Source organism: Pseudomonas sp. 34 E 7, from assembly GCF_900005715.1.
Classification (GTDB): Bacteria; Pseudomonadota; Gammaproteobacteria; order Pseudomonadales; family Pseudomonadaceae; genus Aquipseudomonas; species Aquipseudomonas orientalis_A.
This window is the reverse complement of sequence record NZ_CVTX01000002.1, coordinates 1-25857: the sequence shown is the minus strand read 5'-3', so window position 1 is coordinate 25857 and position 25857 is coordinate 1. Positions and strand designations below refer to the sequence as shown.

Here is a 25857-nt window from a genome sequence, read left to right as displayed (position 1 = left end):
ATTGCATTGACATTCAGCTTTGACACGGTGCCAATTTTAGATTTTCTACTGGTGCGACTCATAATCCTGTACTAGCGTCAAACAGCTCGCGCTAGCTGGGTTCAAATATGCGGTGTCACATCAGCGTTGTGCCTGTGCTGACGGGATGGCCCCGTGAGTAAGGGGATGCGAGATACAGGGAGGTATAATTGATGGGCGTTACAGGCAATCGTATGCTCGCGGTTATTTGTGTAGTCATTTTTACTTCGCCTTTTCTCCACGCTGCCCCTGACCAGGAGCAGGTGCCCGCTACCTGGGACATTTGGGGCGTTCCGCACATAGAGGCCAGCTCTGAGAACGCGCTTGTGTATGCCGCAGGCTGGGCACAGATGCGCAGCCATGCCAATGCGGTGCTGTCGCTGATGGCCCGTTCGCGCGGGCGGCTGGCCGAAACACCCGGCAATCTGAAATTGGACTATGCGTTAGAGCAGGACCGCTGGGTACACAGGATGGGCATCGCCAGTACCGCGCTTCAATGGTGGGAGCAACAACGGCCCGTTGAGCGCGATTGCTTGCAATCTTTTGCCGACGGGATTAATGACTACGCGAAATCTCATCCAGGCGACATCAATGATGAATTGAGGCCTGTATTGCCAATTCAGGCTGTCGATGTTCTGGCGCGTCTGGCGCACGTGATGCTTTACGATTTTGCCGTATCCGAGGCCAAGGTGGCCGATGACGCCGGAGCTTGGCGTGCGGGTATAGAGCCGACGATAGCCAGTGTGCAGAATCGCGGCTCCAACGCTGTTGCCATCGCCCCCCACAAATCCGGTAGTGCTGCTCTGCTAATGAGTAATCCACACTTGCCATGGTCCGATCTAGTTCGTTGGTTCGAATATGAATCGGTGACGCCCCAAGGAAATTTCTACGGCGTGAGCCTGCTCGGCCTGCCCACGCAAGTGATCGGTTTCAATCAGAAACTGGGCTGGACCCAAACCGTCAACCCGATGCATAGCTATTACCTATACGAGCTCAAACTCAAAGGTGATGGCTATCTGCTCGACGGCGAACCGATTGCGTTCCAGACCCGCACGGAAAACATTCGAGTGCGTCAGCCTTCGGGTGAGTTTATCGATAAACCGATCACCCTCAGCGACAGTATCTTCGGCCCGGTGGTCGCCCGCGACAAGGACCGGGCACTCGCGCTTTGGGTCACTGGCAAGGATGCGGCCCACACACTAACTCAATACCGCGATATGGCACGTGCGCAGGATCATGAAACTTTCAACCGTTTACTTAAGCGCCAGCAGATCCCAATCTTCTCAATCATCTACGCTGACCACGACGGAAAAATTGCCTATTACTTTGGCGGGCGCAACCCGGCCTCGCACTACGACATCCCACGCGATTCGGTGATCCTGGATGGAAGCAAGCGCGCAAACCTGTGGACCGACGTGCTGCCCCTGGAGCAGTTGCCCGCCATCATTGACCCTGAAAGTGGATGGGTGCAGAACGCGAACGATCCACCTTGGACAGCCAGTCTGCCCGCGCGTCTGTCCCCCACCGATTATGCGAAAGGTTTGGTAACCAGCCCCTTCGTCAACTTACGCGCGCAGCGTATTATTGAGCGGCTGAAGGCCGCGCCAACGGTTGACTTCAATGCCCTGCAAAACTTGAAGCTCGACACCGGCTCCGAGCTAGCACTGCGTACGCTTGACGACTTGATTGCGGCGGGGCGCCAGTCCAGTGACCCTGATAGCCGAGCAGGAGCACAAATTCTTACCGGCTGGGATCGCGCAATGAATGCTGACAGCCGTGGCGCGGCACTGTTCAGCCAATGGGTCACGCTGATGCCGGCTGATGACAGTATCTTCACTGTCCCATTCGATCCGAGAAAACCCTTAGCCGGCCCCCGCGGCCTCGCCGTACCGGCTAAAGCCGCCTTGTTGCTTGGCGATGCAGTTCGTGACTTGCGCAAAAAAGGCATCGCCCCGGACGTTGCCTGGGGTGAACTATTCAAGTTACCCGGTGCTCAACGGCTACCGGCCAATGGTGGACCTGATCCGCTTGGGCTAATCCGCGCCAGCTACTTTACCCGGTCCGGCCCGGCGCCAGGCTACGTCGCCAACGGTGGAGATGGGTTCAGCACCGTCGTGGAGTTCGGTACCCAGCCTCATGCCGTGGGATTGCTGGCTTATGGAAACTTCACAGAGCCCTCGCCGCAAGGGGTTCGCGACCAGATGCAACTCTATGCCGATAGGCGCCTGCGCACGCTCTTGCGCGCGCCTGTTGCCCAAAGCGATATCGTGCTCAAAGAACTGATTCCTTATGTGCCAAATCACTCATTGCGGGCCGCGGACGCGGGAAACCGCCCTGTGCCGACTATGCCCTGGAGGTAACACTGCTCATGACCACTAATGCCGCAAAAATTTTTGCCGATCTTGCAAAACAGCACCCTGAGCGCATCGCATTATCGAGCCCAGGGAGCGACCTCACTTACAGAGTCCTCAACCAATGGTCCGATGCCATTGCCGCTGATTTGAGAAGCTGCTTGGGTTCAACGACTGGCCCGGTAATCGTGCTCTCCTCGGAGCCCAAGCAGGTCATCGCCGCTGTCATCGCAACTATGAAAGAAGGTCTGATCTTTGTGCCGCTGGACCCTCAGTCACAGCCGGCACGCCTGCGAAATGCCATCGACAACGTGGATCCTGTCGCGATGTTGTGTGATGCGAATGGTGCGGCGACCGCCCAAAAACTTGAACTATCGGCATCTATCGAAAGCATTCAGATCGGCGCACCTCGAATCCTAGAGACACCCCTGCCCTACACCGATGAAGAAGACCCGGAGGCCGCAAGCTATATCTACTTCACCTCTGGTTCCACTGGCGAACCTAAGGGAATCTTGGGGCGCCTCAAAAGCATTGCACATTTCGCCCGGTGGGAAGCGCGGGCGTTTAACCTGAATGAATCCGTGCGCTGCACGCAGTTAACATCCCCGGCGTTCGACGCGTTTTTGCGAGATGTATTCACCCCCCTGAACATCGGCGGCACCGTGTGCCTGCCACCGGACCGAAACTTGGTCGCCGACGGTGAAAGGCTGGCGAACTGGCTGGATGAAGCAGCGATCACTTTGATGCACACCACGCCCACGGTCCTGCGCATTCTGCTCAAAACCTTACAGGCGCGCTCACAGCGGCCCGACGCTCTGCGTCGAATTTGCGTGGCCGGCGCCGTGTTGCTTCCCGTCGACGTAAAGCGTTTTTTTGAAGTATTTGGCACCGCTGTCGAGTTGGTCAATTTCTACGGCCCCTCTGAAACCACGATGATTAAGTTGTTTCACCCTGTTCGAGAGCTGGACGCAGCGCGCGCCAGTGTACCGGTGGGCAAGCCCATCGACGGTTGCCGCGTACTGATTCTGGATAACCGGCAAAAGCCCTGCGGCGTCGGTATGATTGGCGAGATCTACATCCGCACCCCCTTCAGGAGTTTGGGTTATTACCAACGGCCTGACCTTACTTCAGAAGTCTTCGTGAGCAACCCTGTGAGCGGTGACCCTAACGACCTGGTTTATCGCACGGGCGACCTCGGTCGCTCGCTTGACGATGGGGCATTAGAGTTCATCGGGCGCCGTGATCGTCAGATCAAAATAAACGGCATTCGTATCGAACTGGGTGAGATCGAAAACAACTTCCACCAACATCCTAACGTGCGGGATATCACCCTGGTGGAGCGTAAACTTGACGAAGGCGAAAACGCACTAATCGCTTATATCGTTGCCAGCCCCGAAGTGCCGGAAGATGAACTCCGTCGGGCGATGAACGAGCGATTGCCAACGTCTATGATTCCGAGTCACTTCGTCTTTTTGCCCATTCTTCCACGCACCGTAACCGGCAAGATCGACTACAGCGCCCTGCCCGATATCACCCCGCGAATCGCAGACAGCGCCCAGTACGTAGCACCGCAAACCCCGGTGGAGGTCACGCTAGTATCCATCTGGAGAGAACTCATGCAAATCGATACCCCGAGCACTACTGCGAACTTCTTTTCAGTCGGTGGCCATTCGTTACTCGCCATGCAGGTTCTGTCACGTGTTGAAGCAGCCTTCGCCATCAGTATCGCATTGCGCGACTTTCTTGACGACCCAACTATCCAGGGCCTGGCATCAAAAATCGAGACCGACTTGCTAACCGCCACGGCGGATGACGATGAGCTCCTTCAACTCCTGGAGCAACTATGACCAGCCCAACGAGAAGCACAGAGCCAATGACGTTCACCGCCGAGGAGTTAAGTGCCATTGAGCACTTCGTCCGATCTTCCGGGCTTGTCACGGATGTCGCGGTTGTGCATACGCCGCAGTCTGAAACGCCCGTGCGTTGCAGCCGGTGCGCGATCTCGACACAGGTCAGCGGCATCCGCCTGGACCAAGAGGGGGTTTGCAACGAGTGCCGCCGTTACGATCGTTACAAAGAGCGCCTTGACCTTTATTTCAGTGACCGGGATGCGCTGCAAGCTATCGTCACGGCCAACCAACCGCACAAACGATCGGATATCGATTGCATGCTGCTGTTCAGTGGCGGCAAGGATTCAACTTATGTCCTGCACCAATTGGTCGACATGCAGTTGAAGGTCATGACGTACACGTTCGACAACGGCTTCATTTCGCGTCAGGCATTCGACAATATTGCGCGTATCACCAGCGATCTGAACATTGAGCACGTAACCGGAACGCATGCTCAGATGCGCGAGGTATTCCGTCAAAGCCTCAAACGCCACAGCACTGTCTGCAAAGGTTGCTTCAAGGCCTTACTGGACCACAGCCTGACCTTGGCAGACCAGCGTGGCATCAACCTCATCTTCACCGGCATGTCCCGTGGACAGATCGTTGAGGAGCGCCTCAAGTTTTTCCATGACCGCAACATTTTCGATCCGCAGACCATTGACACGAAACTGGCAGAGGGACGCAGGATCTACCATCAGGTTGAGCGTTACGCCGGCTTGGATGGAAAACCGTTTTACGATGATTCGATTTTTGACCGGGTCCGCCTGATCGACTTCTACCGCTACAGCGACGCAAAAAAACAGGACATCTACGATTACCTGAGCACCAGCCAAGCCGGGTGGGAGGAACCCAAAGACACCGGATTCTGCTCCTCCAATTGCTTGATAAATGATGTGGGCGTTGCCGTTCACGGCATTGAAAAAGGCTTCTCGAACTATGAAATACCCACCGCCTGGGAGGTTCGTCTCGGCCATTTAGATCGCGACAGCGCCCTAGCTGAGCTGGCGGGCGTTTCCGACGGTGAGCGAGTGACGAAGATCCTTCGTTCGATCGAGTATGAACCCACAGTGCTGGAGGCAATCCCTGCCCATCTCGAGATTTTCTCGGTGTTGAAGAACGGCAGGACCATGGCAAACTTGGAACAAGCGGTCAGAACCGGCTGGCCACGTAATGATGTAACGCCCAAGCTGGTGAGGGTTGCCTCTATACAGCGTGACGATCAAGGCCGAGCTATTACAGAAACCCTAGCGCCACAGGTCACGCCAATAGAAATCACCCCGCCCCAACAACCCACACGGTTATCCGACTTGCAGCGGCAACTTCTCGCGTTGCCCGCCACCGCCAAAGAAGGCTGGATCACCCGCGTCATCGTAACCCGAGAGCCATTGGATCAGCGTTTGTTTCAACGTGCGTTGTTCCAGGTTATCACGCTGCATCCCGCGCTACGCATGCAATTGAGTCAGACCGACAGCGGTGTCGAAAGCCACATCACACCGATATCCAATGTGCTGCCACTTATCTGGGCGGACCTGTCAGACAAGCCCGTCGAGCAGCGAAGAACCCTGGAAGCCCGGCTGTCCAATGCATTGCTCTCAAAAGTCGGCAATGGGATAAACGAACCGTTGGCATTGTTTGCGGTGACCTCCCCTAACGGCGACGAAAACAGCACCCTGGCCATTGCCCTGCACCGTCTCGTCATGGACGAAGCCTCGTGGGCAATCATGCTGGGCCACCTAGAATGGTTCTATCGCATTATCGCCAGCGACACCGCACCAAAAATGCCTCAGGCAAAAGCCGGGACCGCGGCCGCGCCAGACCTGCCTTCGTGGGTTGGGGCACCGATTCGTCGCGGCTCGCGCGACATCAAACATCGAGTGCTGGACTATGAAGTAGAGAGCGAAGACCTTGCCCATACGATCGCCGCAGCCCTCTCGCCCTTGCCCGTCAGTATCCTTGCGTCTTTGCGTCAAAATGACGATCAGCGCATTGGTCATTTCACCGGCATTGAACAGCGCCTGCGTGGCCATGACCCGGAGGTGATCATCGTGCTAGAACAAACCACGGCAGCGGTGTCTACGCTATTTTCAGAAGAACGGGAGATCTCCGACTTGGCGATCGCAGGCGGAAGAAGCTGGTTGGCGATCCGTCGCACTGCTGGCGGCGCTCGGCTGTGCTGGAGCGCGGACATGAGCGAGCCAACCGACGTGAGGCTAACAGAGGTTATAAAGCAGGCATGCTCCCTGGGACGATCATCCCAGGGAGAAGTCGATCATGCGACTACGTCTTAAATGAGCCTCAGTGCGAGTGCCTTCGGGTTCGCAGCCTGTAACTGTGCATCGGTTAGCAGGCCTGACTGGCGAATGAACGAATCGTCGAGCTTGGCATTAGCGAAATTGGCTCCAGCCACAGTGGCCTTCTCAAGGCTAGCCCCGCGCAGGTCCGTCTCTTGCAGGTTGCTGCCGATCAGTTGCGCACCATTGAGGTTGGCGCCCGTAAGGTTGGCCCCTTGCAGGTTGGCGTTGGCAAGATTGGCCCCGCTGAAGTTCACACCGGTCAGGTCAGCCCCTGCAAAAAAAGCATTGTTCAGATCTGCACCGCTCAAGTCGACGTCACTGAGTTTGGCTTTCTCGAAGTTCGCTCCCACACACGTGGTATTAGACATATTGACTGACCTGAGCACGGCGTCCGAAAAAATGCCATCGGAAAAATCGGCGTCTGCCATATCGACCGATTCGAATATGGATTCGCGCGCGACGGTGCCGGCGAAAGTCGCGCCCCGGAAGGAGCCACCCTGCACCTTTGTGTGGACAAGCGTGGCTTTGGTCAGATTGGAGTTGTCAGCCATGCAATTGTTCAGCAATGCATTGGAGGCATTGATACCACTCATATCAGCGCCGGTCAGCACCGTGTTGACCAGGCCCGTATTGATGAAGCTGGAGGAGGTGAAGATACCGTTGGTTAGATCGGCGTTTGAAAGATTCGCCGCATCAAAAAAACAACCGTCCCACCGCGCGCCTTTCAACGAAACGCCGGACAAATTGCTATCGCGGACATTCGAGTACGTGACTCGGGTGTTGGAGAGGTCGAGGTCTGCCATCGACATATCTCCCAGTTCAAAACGAAATTGGCCGGTTTTATTGGCCGCGTGTAGGTCCGTTGCAAAATCGACCGCCCATGAAAGATCAAAGGCTACCGATTGTTTTAAATGTTCCGGGTCTGGGAGATTGTTGCTCATGGTTATTCCTATCAGTTGATAACACATTTAATTAGACAACCTGAATTTGCCCAAGGAGTAATAGCATTATGGGTTCATACCCGCCACTGGCTCGAACGCCACTCGTCTATTTACGCCAAATGCTAAATGAAAGCGTGCCAGTGCGTATAGGGTTAATGGCCATGTTTACCGCACTGGGTACTCTTTTGGAAAGCTCTACGCCTGTTGCATTCGAACGCGTTATCAATGGCCTGGCGGGCATTGGAGAAGCTGAGCGTCTTGCGGCCGTACACTGGTTTATTGGGCTTGTCGGATTAAGCGCAGGCGCAATGGTGTTCTTCAGGCTTTATCAGTGGGTGGACGTCAGGGCCAGCGCTGACTTACGCGCTCATATCCAGAAACGTCAGATTGCCCATCTGCTGAATCGCTCACCGGCCTCACTTCAACACCGGCATGGCGGAGCGCTAGTCGAATCCATAAAACGCTCAAGTTACAACTGCGTTGCCCTAGTGCAATTGCTCACGTTCGACGTTGTCAACATGTTGGTTGTAATTCTAAACATCAGCATCATCCTGTATGTCGCCGACAGCCATTATGCACTCATGATTATCGGCTGGTTGGTGATCTATTTGTCTGGGACAACCTTCTTCGCCTTCCGTTGCCTGAGGCTGGGCCGCCAACAGTTCATGGCTTCAGGGCAGTCCGCCGGTCAGATAAGTGATGTGTTACGTAACTTCGAAACCGTTTACTCATATGGCGCATCCCAACGCGAAAACAGATTCCTGGGCGAGGGGTTGGATGAAGAACGGCGACGTACTTGCCAACTGCGCCGCTATGTATTGCTCATGCGCGTATTTTCCAGCGTGGCCGTCTTCAGCCTGTTCGCCGTCATGACCACGCTGGCATTGCAGGACGTTCTGACCGGGGAACGCAATGTGGGCGAGTTTGCGCTGGTGTTCACCGCAACTAACATTTTGGTGATGACCGTATTCGACCTTTCGAAAAACCTGATTGGCTTTTATGAAAACCTGGGATCGTTGGATGGCGCGCTGGACTTTATTCTACAGGATGACCTTGCCCTTGCACCTTCAGCTGTAGTCCAAGGTTCGGTGGGTAACGCGGCCAAACAGACAGGCAGGATTGAGTTCAAGAACGTTTGTTTTGGCTACCCAGGTGAAGGCTTGTTATTCAAAGATCTGAATCTGATCCTCGAGTCAGGGCATAAGATTGGCCTGGTGGGTCCATCGGGCGCGGGAAAAACAACCCTGATTCGATTGATCCTTGGGCAACTGGCCCCCAGCAGTGGGCAAATCCTACTTGACGGTGTTGAGCTGCAAACCTTTGAACGTGACGCTTTGAGCGAAAAGTTCGCGGTGGTCAGCCAGCATGTTGGGATATTTAACCGTACCGTGCGCGACAATATCGCCTACGGCGCCCCTGATGCTGACGACGCTCGCGTCCTGGCCGCAGCGCAGATGGCGTCAGCCGACACATTTATCAAGCGCCGCGCCGCGGGCTTCAACACCGTTGCTGGCGAGAATGGCAGTGAATTTTCCGGCGGCGAACGCCAGCGCTTGAGCTTGGCCCGTGCCCTCCTCAAGCCTGGGAGCCCAACACTGATTCTCGACGAGGCAACCAGTGCGCTGGACACCGCCGCCGAACAAGACATTCAAAGGGCAATTGCCAATGCCATGAGTGATCGAATGGTGATTGCAATCGCACACCGCATTTCAACCATCAAAGATATGGATCTGATCATTTACTTGGAGGGCGGACGCATTCTGGAACAAGGCACACACCTGCAACTGGTTGCCAAACAAGGTCGGTACGGGGAAATCTGGGATAAACAAGGTCGCTATTCCATGCGTATTGAGGCTTGATCTCGGGCTCGCGCATCAGCAGACGGAGAAAGAGATGAAAGAGATATTACTCAATCTTTTTTTAATCAGAGATGACGACCATGCGTCGCCCACCCCGTTTACCTACCTGGCGCTAAGGCCAGAAGGTAATATTTTATTCGCCACCAAGGCCGATATCAGCCCTTTTTATAACGCCATCGAGAAAAAGGGCGGTGTATCTGCGGTACTCATTGGTGATCGCCATCATGTAAGCCAAGACACTGTAAAGCTCTCAGTACACTTCAACGCACCGTTGATAGGCAGTCGCATCGAAGCCAAAGTACTGGGCGCCAAGGGTTTTACACTAAATGCAAGCCTGCCCTATGAACAGCGTGCATTAGGAAATGATATCGAGATCATTCCGACGCCGGGGCACACCACCGGTGCATTTTCATACCTGTGGAATAACGGTGTGAACAAAATATTATTTATTGGTGACACCTTAGTGCCAGTAGAGAAGACATGGCTGTATTGGGTTTCGCCGCCAAGTCGAAAGATACTTGCCGATACACTTAACCGACTCAAGACGTTCGAATTCGATCATGTTGTTTCTAATTCATTTGCATGTCAGGGCGGCGCCTGTCGACGAATCAGCAATGCTGAAAAGGAAAATCTCTTGAATAACACAATCAAACAATTGGTATCTAATCAGTGATGTATTGAAGAATGGAGCAGTTAAAGGATGCGATACTTATCTGATGTATTTAATGCTATGCGCGAGCAGACTCTCGTCAGTAGTACAGCATTTAGAAATCTACAAATTTATATTCATGTGCCGTTCTGCACATCAAAGTGCCATTTTTGTGATTACGTAATTGGCAACAACACCCGCCAACTGACCTCTGCCGACACTAAAGGCGAAGCATACGTAGATGCGCTCTGCCGACAGATACACGAAGCGGGCCTACACTGTAGCGGACTTAATTATGTTCCTACTTCGATTTATTGGGGCGGCGGCACGCCCACCCGCCTGAATCCATACCATCTTGAGCGGATAATGGAAGCGCTCCAGTCCAATTTCGACCTATCAAAAGTCCGCCAGCACTCGCTGGAAGCCAGCCCCGAAACACTCACGGTTGCCCATCTTCGTGCGCTGGATGCGCATCCGGTGGATCGGGTCAGCCTGGGCGTACAGTCGTTTGATAAAGAACACCTGCGTCGGGCGGGACGCGCGCACTCGGCTGAGCAGGCCATAGCGGCAGTGGATCTTGCAAGGGCGGCTGGGGTTGCCAATGTCAACGTCGACTTGATCGCTGGCTTTCCCGATGAGGAAATTGCGCAGGTCGAGAATTCGATCGCCCGCGCCGCGGCGCTGGATGTTCAACATATCTCGGTATACCCCTATCGGCCTTCGCCCGGCACCAAGATGGCCAATCTAATCGATACAGGACGTCGTGGCCAATTAAGCTTCGAACACACCAAGCTCGCCTACCAGACGGCGAAAGACCTACTCGAAGCGCAGGGTTTCGAACAATATTGCCTGGCGTACTTTGCTCGGGAAAAACAATCTGAATCCATCGTCGGGATGCATACCTATGGCTTGGAAGGTGACATCCTCGGGCTTGGTAGCGGAGCGCAGTCAATGCTAGGAGGGTATCGCATCATAAATGACAACGCCTTTTACGATGAATACATCGAAAACCCTCTGGCGCTGGGAAAGTGTGTGAAATTCGGGGTGGAACCGGATCAGATCGAGTCATTGATGACCCGAATAGGCGCGGCGCTGCAAACAAAAAATGGCTTGGACTTCAATAAGTTCGAACAACTTACCGGGCTCGATTTCAAGCAGCTTTGCCGCGAAAACGTGCCTGTGCGTACCTTCATGAAACACCTGCAAAAGTGCGGAGGTACATTTTACAAAACTGAAAACGGAATTGCACTGAAGTCAGCGAACATCCACGACGTTTATATTCAGCACCTTTACACCCACATTCTGGATGGCACGCTTGATCGCGGTTTAAGGGTGTGAAACAGGATAGCCTTAAATCACCCCGTTAAGATGGGCTCGCAACAACTTGGTTCAATCGGCCTTCTTGACGCAGGCGCGCGGCAATGCGGTGTATCTCGGTTTTGCTTTTGGCCATGGCCTCTTTGCTGGTATGCACGGAATAATAACCAGTGACGAGGTCATGGGGATGTTTAGCCGCAGAGCCCAACACAAAGGCGGTTTCACCTCGCGCAACAATTTCGATGGGCTGCTCGGATTCTTCGAAGACAGCTAGCTCACCCTTAGTCACGAGGTCTCCGGTGCTTATACTCCCTGACTCTACTGCTAACCAGGCTACGGTATGGCCAACTGGTGGCGTGTAACGCCAGATCTCTCCGTCTTTGAGACGTACCGCGAGATAGTTCACGCCCGCCGGTGCTTCAGCAACGCTCTGGGCATTTTCATATTGCCCCAGAAGTAAGCGTACCGGGCCTACTTGCGGGATTTGAGAGGGCGCTAGATAGACACTTTTCGCCGGGGCATTCTCTTCTGAAGCCGGTAATGCCACCCAAAGCTGAAACCCCAGAATGGAATCGTCACAGGTTGGCACCGCGTCGTGCCATACGCCGTTACCTGCATACATCAACTCAAGGCCCCCCGCTGGCAGAATCCCGGCAGCGCCGGTGGTATCCTCGTAGGCAATATCGCCGTCAATCATGAAAGTGACCGTCGTAATTCCTGAATGCGGATGCATTCCAGATTCGGCTTTCTTGTGGTTTGTACCTAAACTAAAAATAGCCAAAAATACAAAAGGCTTCAAAATTTCGCCCAAGTCACCCGGACTCATAAGTCGTACTAAAGAGCCAAGATTTTTGCCTTTGGTTCGATGAACAATGGGGCGTTTCAGAGCTGCGGTGGTCGCATTCATGTGAATTCTCTCAAGGCACTAGAAGATATTATTGAACAGTAATTCGTCTATCTGGGACTGAGGTTCGAACAAGAGATGTTGCGCGAAGTCGGGCAGGGCGAAAAAGACTCCAACGACTAATGTAAAGAAGAGAGCAGTGCAAACCCTACTGCTAATGTTAGTTTCAACGGGACAGCGATCTACAGCCAACCTCTTGGAAAAAGGCAAAGTCATGTCAACCAGAAGGTAAGTAATTTCCCCAACACGTTCGGGCACGGACAACTATAGCCTAGGGTGCGGGTACTATCCACCATGCCCGCTACTTTTGAATGTCACTCCGAAGCGCCTCTGTCACGTCTTTAGCACCCTGAAGGGATAGCGCGGAGTCGCCAGACTTGTCGTCTGATAGGACGCTTAGAAAATTGTGCCCCCCTAACGCGTTCAGTATCGGTCAAAAACGCCTGTAGGAACTCCCAGTATTTCTCAATTTTCTGCCAGCCGATACAGCGCTTGAATATGGGATTCCGCCAGTCCAGCACGTTGCAGATTTCGGCGACTTTGGGAGCTAGCTAAGGCAGTCGCAGCGATCAGACTACAGCCATAGTTTTTTGCTTGTTCAATCCGGTGAGATATCAGTGCTGCATGATAACCGAATCCCCGTGCGTCCTTCCGGGTAGCTGCTGTTCCAAGATAGGCGACCCCATTGCTGGCAAAATACATCACGGCCCCTGCCACCATCTTCCCACCTGCTCTAAGCGCGTAAATTTTCATCCGATCATTTGGTACTGGCGCTAAAAATGAGGCTTGACTCAGCGCTCTCTGATCGGGTTTGGTATGAAAACCACCAGCGTGAATGTCTGCGAATTCCGGAAGCGTTTGTGGCGTGACCTCCTCAATTTCGAATGAGTGTTGATTCAGGATGACGTCCTTTACCCCACAAGATAACTGCAAATGGGTCCACCCTCTTAGGCGTTCAAGGCATCCATCCCCCATATGAATGTGTTGCACTAGCGTCGAGGATTTCCCCACCAAAGGGGTTACAGTTGAATACTCAGCCGATTGTCTGAGTAAATTCAAAATGGTTTGTAGATCTTCCGTGTTGTGACCGTAGATGCGATTAAGCATTGGGCTGGGGTTTGCTTTCACTTGAAAGCACGAAAATTCCTCGTTGAAAAAAACGCGTGCACCATAAGGATTTCCACTTATCAGTGACAGGTTCTTCACTCGCGAGCACAAATACTCTCTTTCTGCCGCCTCGATCTTAAGAGCCGTTTCAATATCCATATGAATAAACCTTTTTCTTAGCCCCCTGACACAGGCAGGTGCATCAAACGATACGCTTTTACATAAATGCGTGCCAGCATATGACCTCGCTTCAAGATAAGCGGCTGGCCAGCCATCACACCTTTACGTTCCGCGTCGGAGCTTAGACCTGTCGACCTCGAATGCTTCGCACGAGCAGTCAATAGGCTCATCGACGCTTAGCTGATTGGTTAGCCCGAACGCTCGATATCTCCAACCTCGAAAGCGCGTAGCCTTTTGATATTGATTTCTCGCTTTCGGGGCAAGCCTCCGAGCTTCCAAAGCTTGGATTTTTCTGCTCTGGTGTCACAGCCTTACTCTGGGGTGTCGCTGGTACGCTCTATTTGAAGCTGGTCGACGCTAACGGCGTATTACCGACTCAGCGCATGAAGAACAGCAAAATCATTATCAGCGTGACCAAAAATAGGCCCCCACAAGCCATACTGACCAATTTAATCAACCGATCCAGTTTGTGGTGCAGACCACTCACCTGTCGTTCCAGCTCTCCAAATCGCACTGCCGCTCCTTCATCTACGTGGGGGGTGGCGAGCTGCTCGATATCCTTAGATTTGCGATCACTGTGGACAGCAATAAGACTGGCACCCGCTCCAGTCGCGCCGATGGTTATAATCATCAACACCATCTTTCACTTCCGTACCCCATGGATACGATCTGCCGGAAGCCCGCCGTTTTGAGGCGCTGCACCTTGCTTCGGTTCGTTTCAAGTGAGCAGGCGAATGACCCCTATTAGTCCAATCGATGCAGCGGTGGCGCTGCAACAAAATCCAATAGCGGCTATATGACATATTCGATCACGAAACACCAAGCAAGCGCATCCCGTGCCGCCGTCGAGCATACCTCCACCATCACTGGATGGACGGATAAAGCTCGGGGTGACGAGAATAATGACGGGAAAGCTAGGTCTATGAACACCAAGCGATGAACAGTTGCGTTCATTTCAGGGGCACTGAGCCAGTATTATTGGGCTGCTGATCTGCTTATGAACATCTGACATCGCCCACTTGTTAAATTACGTACCAAGTCAGATTTGCTTAACGCACCGATGCAGCAACCACCCGCCAGGAACCTGCGGCCTACCTGCATCAGCTCGCGGAGACGACCCCCACGTTCTGCGCCGCCTGGTAGAGAATCTGCCCAACCAGATCGACCTCCGCTTCGCTGATGATCAGCGGCGGCAGGAAGCGAACGGTTGCGCCGTGCCGGCCGCCCAGCTCGACGATCAGGCCACGCTCCAGGCAAGCACGTTGTAGCTTGCGCGCCCGCTCGCCATCGGTAGCGGGTTGGCCCAGGGCATCCTGGCTGGCAGGATCGATGATTTCCATGCCCAGCATCAGACCACGGCCGCGCACGTCGCCGATCCAATCGAACTCGGCCTGCAGCCCGTGCAGCAGCGTCTGCAAGCGTGCTCCGACGTTGCGCACATGGCTGCAGAGGCCTTCGCGCTGAATGAAGCGCAAGGTGGCATCGCCGGCGGCCATGGCCAGTTGATTACCTCGGAAAGTGCCGGCATGGGCCCCGGGTTGCCATTGATCCAGCTCGCCCCGGTAGACCACCACCGACAGCGGCAGACCACCGCCGATGGCCTTCGACAGTGTCACCACATCAGGGGTGATGGCGCTGCGCTCAAAGGCAAACAGATCGCCGGTGCGCCCGATACCGCATTGGATCTCGTCGAGGATCAGGGGAATATCGTGCTCACGCGTGATCGCCCGCAGCCCCTGCAGCCAGCGATCAGGGGCGCAAATCACCCCGCCCTCGCCCTGCACCGTTTCCAGGATCATGGCCGCCGGCTGGGTCACGCCGCTTTCCGGGTCGGCGAGCAGGTGGCGGATGTAATGCAGGCTGGCGTCGATCGCCTGCTCGCCGCGCAGGCCGAACGGGCAACGGTAGTCATGTGGATACGGCAAGAATTGCACCCCCGCCAGCAGCCCACCCAGGGCATTCTTCGGCCCCAGGTTGCCGCTCACAGACAGCGTGCCGAGGGTCATGCCGTGATAGGCGCCATGGAACGCCAGGATGCTCTGCCGCCCGGTTGCCGTGCGCGACAGCTTGAGCGCCGCCTCCACTGCGTCCGCACCCGTGGGGCCACAGAACTGGATGCGCGCATCCCTGGCGAAGTCGCCAGGCAGCAGATCGAAGACTGTCTCTACGAAGGCATCCTTGATCGGCGTGGTCAGATCGAGGGCATGCAGCGGTATGCCCGAGGCCAGGGTCTTCTGGATCGCTTCCATGATCACCGGGTGATTGTGCCCCAGCGCCAGGGTACCGGCACCGGCCAGGCAATCGATGTACACCTGCCCCCGCGAATCCTCAACATACACCCCCTGCGCCCGCTTGAGCTCCAGCGGTATGCGCCGTGGGTAGCTGCGCGCATTCGACTCGCGCTGCATTTGCCGCTGCAATGCCGGCGTGCTGTCCAGGCAGTAGCGCTGGCTTAGCCCGCTGTGCCGGTGCTGGAGTTCGAGCGTGGTGTTGGTGATCGGGGTGATTGCATTCATCAGTGCATCCTCGTGTCGCGCGGATAGCGCGTTATCTGACGACGCTGCCGGCACGTGCCTCATGCAGCGAACGACCAGCCAACTCAGGCGGCTCCAGGTTGCTGCTATCGGCTACCGGGCAACGTCACCTGCAAGGCCATGACCCGCTCAATGGATGCGCAAGGCATCAGCCGCGATCCTGGGGCTGCATGGCTTGACGCAAGCTCAAAGGCCGCATGTCAGTCCAGGCCGACTCGATATAGGCCAGGCACTCTTCCTTGCTGCCCTGCTTGCCGGCCGCGCGCCAGCCTTGCGGTATTGCCTTGTAATCCGGCCAGAGGGAATACTGCTCCTCGTCGTTGACTACAACCAAAAATCGCGTGTCAGGACTGTCCAGACTCATGTTCCACTCCGTTTCCACTGAAGGTGCGAGTGCTCGTAGGCTTTGCATACGAGCGGCCGTAGGATAATACAGTTAATAACAATTATCATTAGGTATTGGCATGACGCCTTTACACGCCCTGCTGTCACAGGCGCCCGCTGCCACAGACAGAGTTCGCCTGCATGCCCCAGGTTTGTTTATACTGATCGCCACCAGTGATAACGAGTCTCAACAGCAAGCGACTGACTATGCCTCGATCCACAACCTCCCTGAAAACGTATTGCGCAATGCCGCCTGACGGTGACACTGGGCCGCGAGGATGATCGCCAGCCTCGCCCCGCTGTTCAGCGGCCCGCTGGCGGACTATGGGGAAAACCTGCAACTGGCCGGTGATCAACAGCCGGCAATTGCCGGCTCGCAGCTGTTTCAGCCGGACTATTTCGCCGAGTTCATTGGTGAACTGGCAGCCCGCCATGGCAGCGACGATTTCATGGTGCTGACCTCTATCTGGTCGAAATGGTATTTCTGCTTCATAGCACCCGCCGTGGCGGCCAGCTTGCTCTTGCAGCGCGAGTTGCCTATCGCCCTGAGCGATGTCGGCGTCACCCTCTCGGCAGCGGGAAAGCCGCTTGGCCTGCACCTGCCCCATGAAGGCAGCGTTCTGCCACCCTGCACGCCCTTCGCGCGCTTCGACGCCTTGATCGAGCGGCATCTGAAACCGGTGATCGAGGTAATGGCCAGCGTCTCGAAAGCCTCGCCACGACTGTTCTGGAGCAACGCCGGCAACCTCTTCGAATTCGCCACTACCCAAGTCGAACTGCATCGATTGGCAACGTCCGATTGCGCAGCCCCGGCCAGAACCGTGCTGGAAAGCCGCCTGCGCCCCGACGGCCGGCGCAACCCGCTGTTCGCCCCGGTGTACTACAAGGACGTCGGCGCTGACGAGCCGCAGCGGTTACGCCGTATTTGCTGCATTCGCTACCGCCTGCCCGGCATCGGCTATTGCAGCAGTTGCCCACTCGACCGCGACAAAACACCCGAATAAGCCGCTCCAAGCGGCTACCTGACCAACTGGAAAGGGTTCTCGCTGCTGTGGTCATAGTCCACCAACTGGCCGTAATCAAGCCGGTAGATGCGATCGGCCACGTCGAAGTAGCGATCATCGTGAGTGATGGCGATGACCGTTTTCCCGGCCGCCTGCAACTCGGGCAGCAGCTCGTGGTAGAACACATGGCGGAACACCGGATCCTGGTCCGCCGCCCATTCGTCGAGCAGCAGCACCTCGCGACCCTCCATCATCAGCAACAGCAGGGCCAGGCGCTTGCGCTGCCCCTGTGAAAGGGCCGTGGTGGACAGGCGTCCATCGACGAACTGCACCTTGTGCGCCAGCCCCAGGCGTTGCAGATAGTGATCGACCCGCTCCTCCAGACCATCGAGCTGGCCGTTCTCACCGAGCACATCGGCGAACAGATAGAAGTCGGCGAAGATCGCCGCGAAATGCTCGCGGTGCCGCTCGCTGTTCGAGACATCCAGTGTCACGCCATTGAGCGCGACCGTACCCTCGCTGGGCTGGTAGAGCCCGGTCAGCAATTTGGCCAGGGTCGACTTGCCGCTGCCATTGCCTCCGACGATAAAGATCAGTTCGCCACGGCGAACGTGCAGATCGATGGGGCCCAGCTGGAAGGCGAATTCGTCGCTCTGCCCGGGGTAGCGGTATTGCACGTTGCTCAGGCGCAACTCACGGAAAGGCTCGGCGGCCTTGGGCGGCATGGTGAAGTGCACCGTCTCGCCCAGGGCCAGGTCATCGATGGCCTGCAAGGCCACATGGCCGCGGATCACCGCCGGGACGGCATCGAGGATCATCGAGATCGGTGTACGCAGGAACATGATCGCCAACACGTAGCCCACCACCACCTCCTGGCTCAGCAGCCCGAGGCCCTGACCGAGGAAGAACAGCGTACCGATCAGCACGAACACCAGCAGCGACGTCCAGTTCAGGTTGATCGCCCACAGGGTATCGGCGCGTACCGAGGCCTGCAGCGAGGCCTGCGCGATCGGCTCCAGGCGCTGGTTGTACAACATCTGCCGACGCTCCCGGCTCAAGGCCAGTTCGCAGCGGCCGTTGATAGTCGCCTCGAACTGCTCGGTCAACCGGTCGTCTTGCTGTCGCACCTGCTGCATCAGGCGCTTGACCTTGCGCCCGAGCAGCACGTCGAGCAGCACGCCGAAGGCGATCACCACCAGGGTCAGGGCGAAAAAGGGCAGGCTCAGCCAGGCCATGTAAGCCAGGCCAACCAGCAGCAGCAAGCCGTTGTACAGCGAGATCGGCAATTGCTTGAAGGCCGTGGCCACGGTGGTCACGTCCTTGGTCAGCGCGTTGAAAATGCGCGAGCTGCCCAGTCGCTCGATGCGCTCCAGGGCGGTGCCCAGCACCTTGCCCACCAGGCGCAGGCGCAACTGATAGACCAGGCGATGGCCAATCTGCACCAGCAGCCACTGGGCCAGGGTGCCGCTGACGAACAGCAACAACAGCAGGCCGGCGAACAGCGCCAGCGCCTGGCTCAGGTCATCCAGCCCCTGCTCCAGGCTGCGGTTGATATAGCCGATCAGGCCAATGCTGCTGGCCGCACTCAAGGCACTGCACAGCACCGCCAGGAAAATGCGCCAGCGCGCATCATGCAGCAGTTCCTTCAATAACATCATCAGTTCGACACCTTCTCGGCTGGGTGTTGCGGCGCAATGCTTGGCGCCAGCAAGGACAACAGATCCGTACTCAGGCGCGGCTCGGCAACGATCGCATGATGGCCGACATCCAGGCTCCGATAATGCAGCACCTTGCGCGTGTGCGCCTGCCAGGGTGTACGCAGATCACCGTGGGCATTGCTGCGCCACAACCAGATGGGCACGTCGACCACCGGTAAGGCCTGTTCGTACAGGCGCGTCTTGATCGCCCGGTAGCGCACCATCACGGCCTGCAACTCGGCATCAGCGCCGTGGGATTGCAGATGCTCACGCACCTCGGCGTCGGCCAGCATGCGGGTCACGCCCTCGGCATAATCGCAATCGGCCAGTTGCCGGGCCAGACGCTCGCGCAACGTATCGCCAAGCGGCCGCGAACGGGTGCGACACAGGAACACCAGGTCGGCGAGCAACTGGCCACCCTCGTCGCCGTCGCCTGCAAGGCTGCGCTGCGGATCATGATCCACCGTGGCCAAGGCCTTGACGGTGAAGCCGGCTGATTGCAGGTGCGCAATCAACAAGAGCGCCAGGCGCGAAGCCAGGCACCAGCCCAGCACCACCAGCGGCCGCTGCTTGAGCGACTCAGGAATGCTCTGCACATAGCGCTGCAGCAGGCTGTCCAGACCCTTGCTTTCCCACCCCTCGTCAAATGCCGCCAGGCCATAAACGGCCTGGGTTTCGCCAAGGTGCTCCACCAACGGTCGGTAGTCTTTCAGGTGGCCCTCCGCGCCATGGACCAGGAGCAAGGCAGGCGCCTCACCGGTCACATCGTTCAGCACCTGCCAGCCCTCGCTACTCGCGTCCTGATCAAGGCTCTGCACCAGTTCGCGCACGGTCTGCCGTTCGAACAGCAGATTAGTTGGCGGATTGCGCCCCAGTTGCTCGCGAATCAGTGCCACCACCTTGATTGCCGCCAGGGAATGCCCGCCCGTGGCGAAGAAGTTGTCGGTCACGCCGAGATCCTCGACACCCAGCACGCGGCACCAGATTTCCAGCACGGCGCTTTCCAGTTCGCCGACCGGGGCTACCCGCGCACCTTGCAGGCGCTGCCGGGCACGCTCCAGCAGCGCCTGGCGATCGAGTTTGCCATTGCTGCTCAGCGGCAGGGCTTTCAGGGCGAAGATGCCGGCGGGCAGCATGTAGTCCGGCAGTTGTTGGGCCAAATCGTCGCGCAGCAGGTTCGCGGCCCTGCCCTGCCCTGGCTCCTCCACAACGAAGGCCAACAGGCGTTCACCATCCAGCAGCACCGCCGCCTGCTGCACACCCGGCAGGCCGCGCAACGCCTGTTCGACCTCCGCCAACTCCAGACGAAAACCGCGAATCTTCACCTGTTGATCATTGCGCCCGAGAATGCGCAAGGCGCCATCGGCCTGGCGCAACGCCAGATCACCGGTGCGATACAGGCGCGCGCCGGACCGCAGGTCTTGGCCGAATGCCGAACTGCCGACATCCCCCAGGTAGCCGCGGCCGACACTGGCACCGGCCACGCACAACTCGCCCGCCTGCCCGGAAGGCACGGCGCGCTGTTGTTCATCGAGCAGATAGATGCGGTTGTTGCCGAGCACCTGGTTCAAGGCCGTGCCGCTTACCCCCTGCTCGCTGTCGATGGTCCGCCAGAGCACGCCGACCGTGGTTTCGCTCGGCCCGTAGTGGTTGTACAGGCGGCAACCAGACCCTGCCTGTGCCAGCCGCGCCAGCAGGCTCTCGCCCACCGCTTCGCCGCCAAGCACCAGCACCTGACGCGGCAGTACACCCTCCGGCGGATGCTCGCCGATCAATGCCTCAAGGTGCGATGGAACGATCTTCAGCACATCCAGCGGATGCTCGCGCAGTTCCTCGGCGAAGGCCTGCGCATCGGTGACGCTGGCCTGGCTCAGCAGGTGCACGCAGCCGCCCTGCAACCAGGCCGGGTACAGCACGGTATTGCCCAGGTCGGCGAGCAGCGACGACACCAGCCCGTAGTGAGCACCTGCCGGCAGATCCAGCGCGTGAGTGATCTGGCTCGCGTAGTGGCGTAGCTGCCCCTGCTCGATCTGCACGCCCTTGGGCTTGCCGCTGGTGCCCGAGGTGTAGAGCACATAGGCCAGGTGCTGCGGCGCGCTGGTCACCGGCGCAGCGAGTGGTGCAGCGCTGCTGGCCTTCGACCAGGCCAGGCTGGGCACGTCGCAGACCAGGCTCGACTCATCCAGGTGCAGCACAACAGCAGGCTTGGCATCCTCGAGAATGCTGGCCAGGCGCAGCGGTGGCAGCGCCGGGTCCAGCGGCAGATAGGCCGCGCCCGCCTTGAAGCAGGCCAGCATGGCGACCAGCATCTGCGCGCCACGCGGCAGCAGCAGCGCCACCACCTGGTCAGGGCCAGCGCCGGCCTGCTGCAAGCTGCCGGCCACCCGTTCGCTCAGCTCATCCACGTCGGCATAGGACAACAGCTGCCGGCCATCGCGCAGCGCCGGGCTGCGCGGCTGGTGGCGCGCATGGGCACGGAATCGATCGACGATATCGACGTCCGCCGGCAGTTCCTCGCCAGTCACTGTGGGCTGCGCCTCCTCCGTCAGCAAGGCATCCAGGCCGTCCAGCGGCGCTTGCGGCGCCTGCAGCAGTTGGCCGATCCAATGCACGTAACGGCGCAGCAAGAGCTGCATCTGCTCACGGCGATACAACCCGGTGTCGTACACCAGCGCCAACTGGCCCTGGCCGGATTCATCCAGCAGCCAGTGCAGTTGCAGTTCCACCGGTGTGTCGAAGGACAAGGCCTGCAAAGCCTGTACCTCGGCCAGATGCTGCACGCGCAGCCCGGCCTGGTAGCTGGCGCGCCACTCCGGCAGCAGCTCGGCCTGGCCGAGGTACTCCTGCCAGAGCACGGCGCTTTCCAGTTGCCGGGCCAGTTGCCGGGCCAGGCTGACCCAACTGGCATGCTCGGACACATGCACCTGCATGGGCAGCGTTTGCTCGAACAGCCCGTAGGCGCCCTGCAGTTCCTCATAGTCGTCACGCGGGTCGTGCTGCAGGCCCAACTGCGCATGACGCTGACCGTTCAGGCGGCCGAGCAAGGCGCCCCAGGCTGCCAGGGCGAGAGGCTCGATGGCCAACCCCTCGCCCCCGGCCAGTGCCTGCACGGCACTGCACAGTGCAGGTTCGAGCGCCTGCTGCACGCAGCCACGGGCACCGCTGGCCATGCCATAGCGTTCGATCAGGCGCAGCCCCGGCACCTCCTGCAGGGCCAGGTTGCGCCAGAACTGCACGCCCTGCTCGGCGTCCTCGTCCAGTTGCAGGCCGGCGATCCACTCGGCGTAGTCGCTGTACTGCATCGGCTCGGCCTCCAGTGCCGCGCGCTGCCCCAGCAACTCACGGCGCAGTTGCTCAAGGCTGTGCAGATCCAGGGAGCAGGCCGGCAGCGCCAGCCATAGCTGCTCGTCGCGCCACCAGGCCAGCAGGTCGGGCTGCTGCGCCTGGCACTGGGCCTGGGCGTCGCGCTGCCAGGCCGTCGCATCGGTGCCGGCACCCGCCTGGTGCCAGTCCAGGCGCAACTCGTCCGGCTCGGCCACGCGCTGGCGCAGGCCAGTGGCGCCGAGCGGGCGCTGATAACGCAGGCGTAGCGCATCGTGTTGGCCCAGGGTGTCACGCAGACGCTGTTCGACCCGCTCCGGCGCAACGCCGGCGAGCGTCATGCGCACCCAGCGGTACGCCTGCGGGCTGGCCTCGGCCAATTGCTTCTGGGCCGGGGAAAGAGGCAGGCCAAGATCCATCATGGTGTCATCTCCAGAGCGTTTTCCTCAGCCGTAGCCGGTGCGGCCGCGACCTGATCGCGGCGATAGATGTCGCCCATGGCGACGACGATGCGCCGCTCACCCTCGAAGGGGTCGCGGGCATGGGCGGCGAGCATGTTGTCGAGCATCACCACATCGCCGCGCTGCCAGTCGAAGCGCACCGCACAACGCTCGTAAGCGGCATTGATCGCCTCGATGGCAGCCTCTTCCAGTTCGCTGCCATCACCGTAGAACACCTGCCGGGGCATGACGCTATCGCGCCCCTTGAGGAATTGCTCACGGATATCGGCATCGAGAAACGCCGGATGGTAGAGCTGGATCTGGTTGAAGAAGCTGGCATCGCCGGTCAGCGGGTGGAGGATCACCGCCGGACATACCTGGCGCGTGTGCAATTGGTTGGCGCCGCGCCACTCGAACTCAATCCCGCCCTCATGACAGATGCGCTCGGCCTCGGCACGCTCCTCCGTCTGGAAGAAGTGCTGCCAACTGACATCCAGGCTGGCGCTGAAATTGCGCACGTACATCAGTTGCTTGCGACGCAGCTTGACCTGCAGCCAGGCCGGCAGCTCGCGGTACACCTCACGGCTGTCGACGATGGGCGTGGCCCCGCCGCTGGTGGCCGGCGTCTCGCAATAGAACCACTGCCGGCGCGGCCAGCGATGCTGGTGAGCGCTCTCGTTGTGGAACATGATCATGCGGTCCTTCGGATAGGGCGTGGACTTGTAGATCTTGTTGCCGCCCTCCTTCTTCGGCAGATCGCCGTACTCGCCGTACAGCTGCGGGCACAACGCCTGGCAGAACTGCTCGAAGTCCGCCGGGGTCGGCAGATCGAAACCACGGAAGAGAATCCCGCCGTGCTCGCGCAGCCAGACTTCCACCTGCTCGCGATGGTTCTCGGCCCACACGGCGGGGGCCAGCTCGCGCTCGCGCAGTTGCACCAGCAGGGGGAAGCTGGAGCCGGCACGCAGCGGCCGGGTTTCGATCGGTGTGGCCGCGGCAGCCGGGCCATTCTGGCGCAGCTTGCCGAGCTTGCTCATCTTGCGTTGCAGCGGGTTGTCCGTGGTGGTGGACATGGCAGCGGCTCCCTTGGAAGGCAGAGGTAAGGCATCGATGGGGCTGTCCGGCGCACCCAGCGCAGCATCGAGCAGCGCCAGGAAGCTGTCGCGCAAACGCTCGATGGTGGCTGGGCGGAACAGGCTGGTGCGGTACACCCAGCGCAGGCTGAGGGCATCGCCGTCGGCAGCGGCGAACAGCGCCATATCGAACTTGGAGTGTTGTTGTTCACGGCTCAGCGGCGTGACCTCGAGGTTGCCGAGGCGGCGCGGCTGACGCGGCGTGTTGTCCAGCACGAAAAGGGTCTGCAGCAATGGATGCTGGTTGGCCACACGCGGCAGGTCGAGACATTCCACCACCTGCTCGAACGGTGTGTCCTGCCAGGCGAAGGCATCCAGGCAGACATCGCGCACCAATACCGCCTGCTCACGGAAGCTCAGCTCCGGTTGCAGGCGAATGCGCAACGCCAGCAGGTTGACGAAGAAGCCGATCAGCGCCTCGGTAGCCGGGTGTTCGCGGTTGGCCACGTCGGTGCCGATGACCAGGTCGCGGCCCTGGGTTTCGCGCTGCAGCACGGCGGCATAGACGGTCAGCAGCAACATGAACAGCGACAAGCCGCTGTCACGCTGCAAGGCCTCCAGGCGTGCCAGCGTCGCCGCCGGCAACTGGAAGTCCAAGGCCGCGCCACCGCCGCTATCGCGCTCGCCGCGTGGGAAGTCGAACGGCAACGGCACCTGGCTCGGTACGCCGGCCAGGGTACGTTGCCAGAACTGCTGGCCCTGGCGCTGACGGGCGCGCAGCGCCGCTGAAACCTGCCAGGCGGCATAGTCGACGTACTGGATCGCCAGTTCTCGCTCCACGGGCAGCCGGCCCTGGCTGTAGGCCTCGTAGCCTTCAACCAGCTCACCGATCAGCACCGAGCCGGACCAGCCGTCGGAGGCGATATGGTGCAGCACCAGTTGCAGCACATGTTCCTGCTCGCCCAGGCGATACAGCACCGCGCGCAGCGGCGCCTCAACGCTCAGGTCGAACGGTCGCGTGGCCATCTCATGTTCAGCCTGCGCCCACTGCGCCTGGCTCAGGGTCGCCAGTTGCAGCGTCAACGCAGAATCCGCCTGGATGCGCTGGCGCGCCTCGCCCTGCTGCTGATGGTAGGTGGTGCGCAGGATCGCATGGCGTCGTATCACACGCTGCAAGGCCCGCTGCAACGCCTGGGTATCGAGGGCGCCGCGCAGGCGCACGTTGCTGCTCATGTTGAAGCTGCTGTCGCTCGGCTGCAGTTGCTGCATCAGCCAGGCCCGTTGCTGCGCAGGCGACAGCGGCTGGTCGATGTGCTGATCGACCCGCGCGATGCTCAATCCAGCCGGGTCGATGGCGGTGGCCTGGGTTTCCACGCGCGCCGCCAGCTCCGTCAGCGAAGGCGTCTCGAACAGCCAGCGCAGCGGCACCTCGAAGCCCTGCTCGCGCAGCCGCGAACGCACCTGCGCGGCCATCAGCGAGTGCCCGCCGAGCTGGAAGAAATGCCCATCGAGCGGCACCTGCTCGAGCTGCAGCACCTGGCCCCAGATCTCGCTCAGCAGGGCCTCGCTGGCGCTCATCGGCCGCTGCGCGCTGCCGGCTGCCGCCTGCTGCTGGTTGCGCAACTGCGGCAATTGCTGGCGATCCACCTTGCCGTTGCTGTTGAGCGGCAATGCCGGCAGCGCTTGCAGGTGAGTTGGCAGCATATACACCGGCAGACGTGCCTGCAGATGTTCACGCAGCTCGTCTGCGCTCGGCTCGCCAGCCAGACTGGCAACCCAGAACGCGGCCAGGTGCTCACCCTGCACCGCCACCACCGCCTGGGCGACCCCCGGGTGACCGAGCAGCGCCGCCTCGATCTCGCCCAGCTCGATGCGGAAGCCGCGCAGCTTTATCT

At 58.7% G+C, this 25857-nt stretch carries 16 protein-coding genes; 7 read left to right on the top strand and 9 right to left on the bottom strand.

The features are described 5' to 3' along the window. The first annotated feature begins 212 nt into the window (after window positions 1-212). The 3 genes from BFP96_RS00190 to BFP96_RS00180 are packed head-to-tail and all read left to right on the top strand — an operon-like array spanning window position 213 to window position 6546. Window positions 213-2378, top strand: coding sequence for a penicillin acylase family protein (locus BFP96_RS00190; RefSeq protein WP_170875959.1), 2166 nt, complete (start codon window positions 213-215; stop codon window positions 2376-2378). A gap of 8 nt (window positions 2379-2386) precedes the next feature. Then, window positions 2387-4216, top strand: coding sequence for a non-ribosomal peptide synthetase (locus tag BFP96_RS00185; RefSeq protein WP_065935347.1), 1830 nt, complete (start codon window positions 2387-2389; stop codon window positions 4214-4216). Window positions 4217-4242: 26 nt separating this feature from the next. Continuing rightward, window positions 4243-6546: a condensation domain-containing protein gene (locus BFP96_RS00180; protein ID WP_170875958.1), complete on the top strand. Its 2304-nt coding sequence runs from the start codon at window positions 4243-4245 to the stop codon at window positions 6544-6546. Here BFP96_RS00180 and BFP96_RS00175 read toward each other — a convergent pair. Continuing rightward, the gene (locus BFP96_RS00175; RefSeq protein WP_065935345.1) at window positions 6543-7493 is read right to left on the bottom strand and encodes a pentapeptide repeat-containing protein; all 951 of its coding nucleotides are present in this window, start codon (window positions 7491-7493) and stop codon (window positions 6543-6545) included. The genes BFP96_RS00180 and BFP96_RS00175 overlap by 4 nt on opposite strands. Window positions 7494-7654: 161 nt before the next feature. On the opposite strand from BFP96_RS00175, the gene BFP96_RS00170 reads away from it, so the two are divergent. From BFP96_RS00170 to BFP96_RS00160, 3 genes are read left to right on the top strand one after another with little or no spacing between them, the layout of a single operon-like run. After that, window positions 7655-9352: an ABC transporter ATP-binding protein gene (locus tag BFP96_RS00170; RefSeq protein WP_170875957.1), complete on the top strand. Its 1698-nt coding sequence runs from the start codon at window positions 7655-7657 to the stop codon at window positions 9350-9352. 34 nt (window positions 9353-9386) lie between these two features. Then, the gene (locus BFP96_RS00165) at window positions 9387-10025 is read left to right on the top strand and encodes a hypothetical protein (protein ID WP_065935343.1); all 639 of its coding nucleotides are present in this window, start codon (window positions 9387-9389) and stop codon (window positions 10023-10025) included. 27 nt (window positions 10026-10052) lie between these two features. After that, window positions 10053-11339 carry a coproporphyrinogen-III oxidase family protein gene (locus BFP96_RS00160; RefSeq protein ID WP_083216559.1) on the top strand — a complete coding sequence of 429 codons (1287 nt, stop codon included), beginning with the start codon at window positions 10053-10055 and terminating at the stop codon, window positions 11337-11339. Window positions 11340-11364: 25 nt separating this feature from the next. On the opposite strand, the gene BFP96_RS00155 is transcribed toward BFP96_RS00160, so the two are convergent. The 5 genes from BFP96_RS00155 to BFP96_RS00140 all read right to left on the bottom strand — a co-directional run bounded on the left by BFP96_RS00155 (window position 11365) and on the right by BFP96_RS00140 (window position 16407). Next, on the bottom strand, window positions 11365-12225 hold the full coding sequence (locus BFP96_RS00155) for a pirin family protein (protein WP_065935342.1): 861 nt from the start codon (window positions 12223-12225) through the stop codon (window positions 11365-11367). A 462-nt stretch (window positions 12226-12687) separates the two neighbouring features. Then, entirely contained in the window at window positions 12688-13488 is an 801-nt protein-coding gene (locus BFP96_RS28590; protein WP_083216558.1) for a GNAT family N-acetyltransferase, read from the bottom strand. Window positions 13489-13885: 397 nt separating this feature from the next. Then, on the bottom strand, window positions 13886-14149 hold the full coding sequence (locus BFP96_RS00150) for a hypothetical protein (protein ID WP_065935341.1): 264 nt from the start codon (window positions 14147-14149) through the stop codon (window positions 13886-13888). A 460-nt stretch (window positions 14150-14609) separates the two neighbouring features. Further along, window positions 14610-16025: a diaminobutyrate--2-oxoglutarate transaminase gene (locus BFP96_RS00145; protein WP_083216557.1), complete on the bottom strand. Its 1416-nt coding sequence runs from the start codon at window positions 16023-16025 to the stop codon at window positions 14610-14612. A 166-nt stretch (window positions 16026-16191) separates the two neighbouring features. Then, window positions 16192-16407: an MbtH family protein gene (locus tag BFP96_RS00140; protein WP_065892700.1), complete on the bottom strand. Its 216-nt coding sequence runs from the start codon at window positions 16405-16407 to the stop codon at window positions 16192-16194. Window positions 16408-16705: 298 nt separating this feature from the next. Between BFP96_RS00140 and fhuF the strand changes: the two genes are divergently transcribed. Beyond that, entirely contained in the window at window positions 16706-17431 is a 726-nt protein-coding gene (gene fhuF, locus BFP96_RS00135) for a siderophore-iron reductase FhuF (RefSeq protein WP_065935340.1), read from the top strand. A gap of 14 nt (window positions 17432-17445) precedes the next feature. Here the strand turns inward: fhuF and BFP96_RS00130 are convergent, their stop codons facing one another. From BFP96_RS00130 to BFP96_RS00120, 3 genes are all read right to left on the bottom strand, one after another. Then, entirely contained in the window at window positions 17446-19089 is a 1644-nt protein-coding gene (locus tag BFP96_RS00130; RefSeq protein WP_065935339.1) for a cyclic peptide export ABC transporter, read from the bottom strand. Then, the gene (locus BFP96_RS00125) at window positions 19089-22871 is read right to left on the bottom strand and encodes a non-ribosomal peptide synthetase (RefSeq protein ID WP_065935338.1); all 3783 of its coding nucleotides are present in this window, start codon (window positions 22869-22871) and stop codon (window positions 19089-19091) included. The genes BFP96_RS00130 and BFP96_RS00125 overlap by 1 nt, the downstream gene beginning before the upstream one ends. After that, a partial coding sequence (locus BFP96_RS00120; protein WP_170875956.1) for a condensation domain-containing protein occupies window positions 22868-25857 on the bottom strand: 2990 nt, incomplete at its 5' end. The genes BFP96_RS00125 and BFP96_RS00120, both read right to left, overlap by 4 nt.

Bases quoted from the DNA above. Each gene is read 5' to 3' on its own strand.
- BFP96_RS00175 (WP_065935345.1), bottom strand. From the start codon at position 7,493: ATGAGCAACAATCTCCCAGACCCGGAACATTTAAAACAATCGGTAGCC.
- BFP96_RS00170 (WP_170875957.1), top strand. From the start codon at position 7,655: ATGTTTACCGCACTGGGTACTCTTTTGGAAAGCTCTACGCCTGTTGCA.
- BFP96_RS00145 (WP_083216557.1), bottom strand. From the start codon at position 16,025: ATGAATGCAATCACCCCGATCACCAACACCACGCTCGAACTCCAGCAC.
- BFP96_RS00185 (WP_065935347.1), top strand. From the start codon at position 2,387: ATGACCACTAATGCCGCAAAAATTTTTGCCGATCTTGCAAAACAGCAC.
- fhuF (WP_065935340.1), top strand. From the start codon at position 16,706: ATGATCGCCAGCCTCGCCCCGCTGTTCAGCGGCCCGCTGGCGGACTAT.
- BFP96_RS00130 (WP_065935339.1), bottom strand. From the start codon at position 19,089: ATGATGTTATTGAAGGAACTGCTGCATGATGCGCGCTGGCGCATTTTC.
- BFP96_RS00140 (WP_065892700.1), bottom strand. From the start codon at position 16,407: ATGAGTCTGGACAGTCCTGACACGCGATTTTTGGTTGTAGTCAACGAC.
- BFP96_RS00180 (WP_170875958.1), top strand. From the start codon at position 4,243: ATGACGTTCACCGCCGAGGAGTTAAGTGCCATTGAGCACTTCGTCCGA.
- BFP96_RS00150 (WP_065935341.1), bottom strand. From the start codon at position 14,149: ATGGTGTTGATGATTATAACCATCGGCGCGACTGGAGCGGGTGCCAGT.
- BFP96_RS28590 (WP_083216558.1), bottom strand. From the start codon at position 13,488: ATGGATATTGAAACGGCTCTTAAGATCGAGGCGGCAGAAAGAGAGTAT.
- BFP96_RS00160 (WP_083216559.1), top strand. From the start codon at position 10,053: ATGCGATACTTATCTGATGTATTTAATGCTATGCGCGAGCAGACTCTC.
- BFP96_RS00125 (WP_065935338.1), bottom strand. From the start codon at position 22,871: ATGATGGATCTTGGCCTGCCTCTTTCCCCGGCCCAGAAGCAATTGGCC.
- BFP96_RS00165 (WP_065935343.1), top strand. From the start codon at position 9,387: ATGAAAGAGATATTACTCAATCTTTTTTTAATCAGAGATGACGACCAT.
- BFP96_RS00155 (WP_065935342.1), bottom strand. From the start codon at position 12,225: ATGAATGCGACCACCGCAGCTCTGAAACGCCCCATTGTTCATCGAACC.
- BFP96_RS00190 (WP_170875959.1), top strand. From the start codon at position 213: ATGCTCGCGGTTATTTGTGTAGTCATTTTTACTTCGCCTTTTCTCCAC.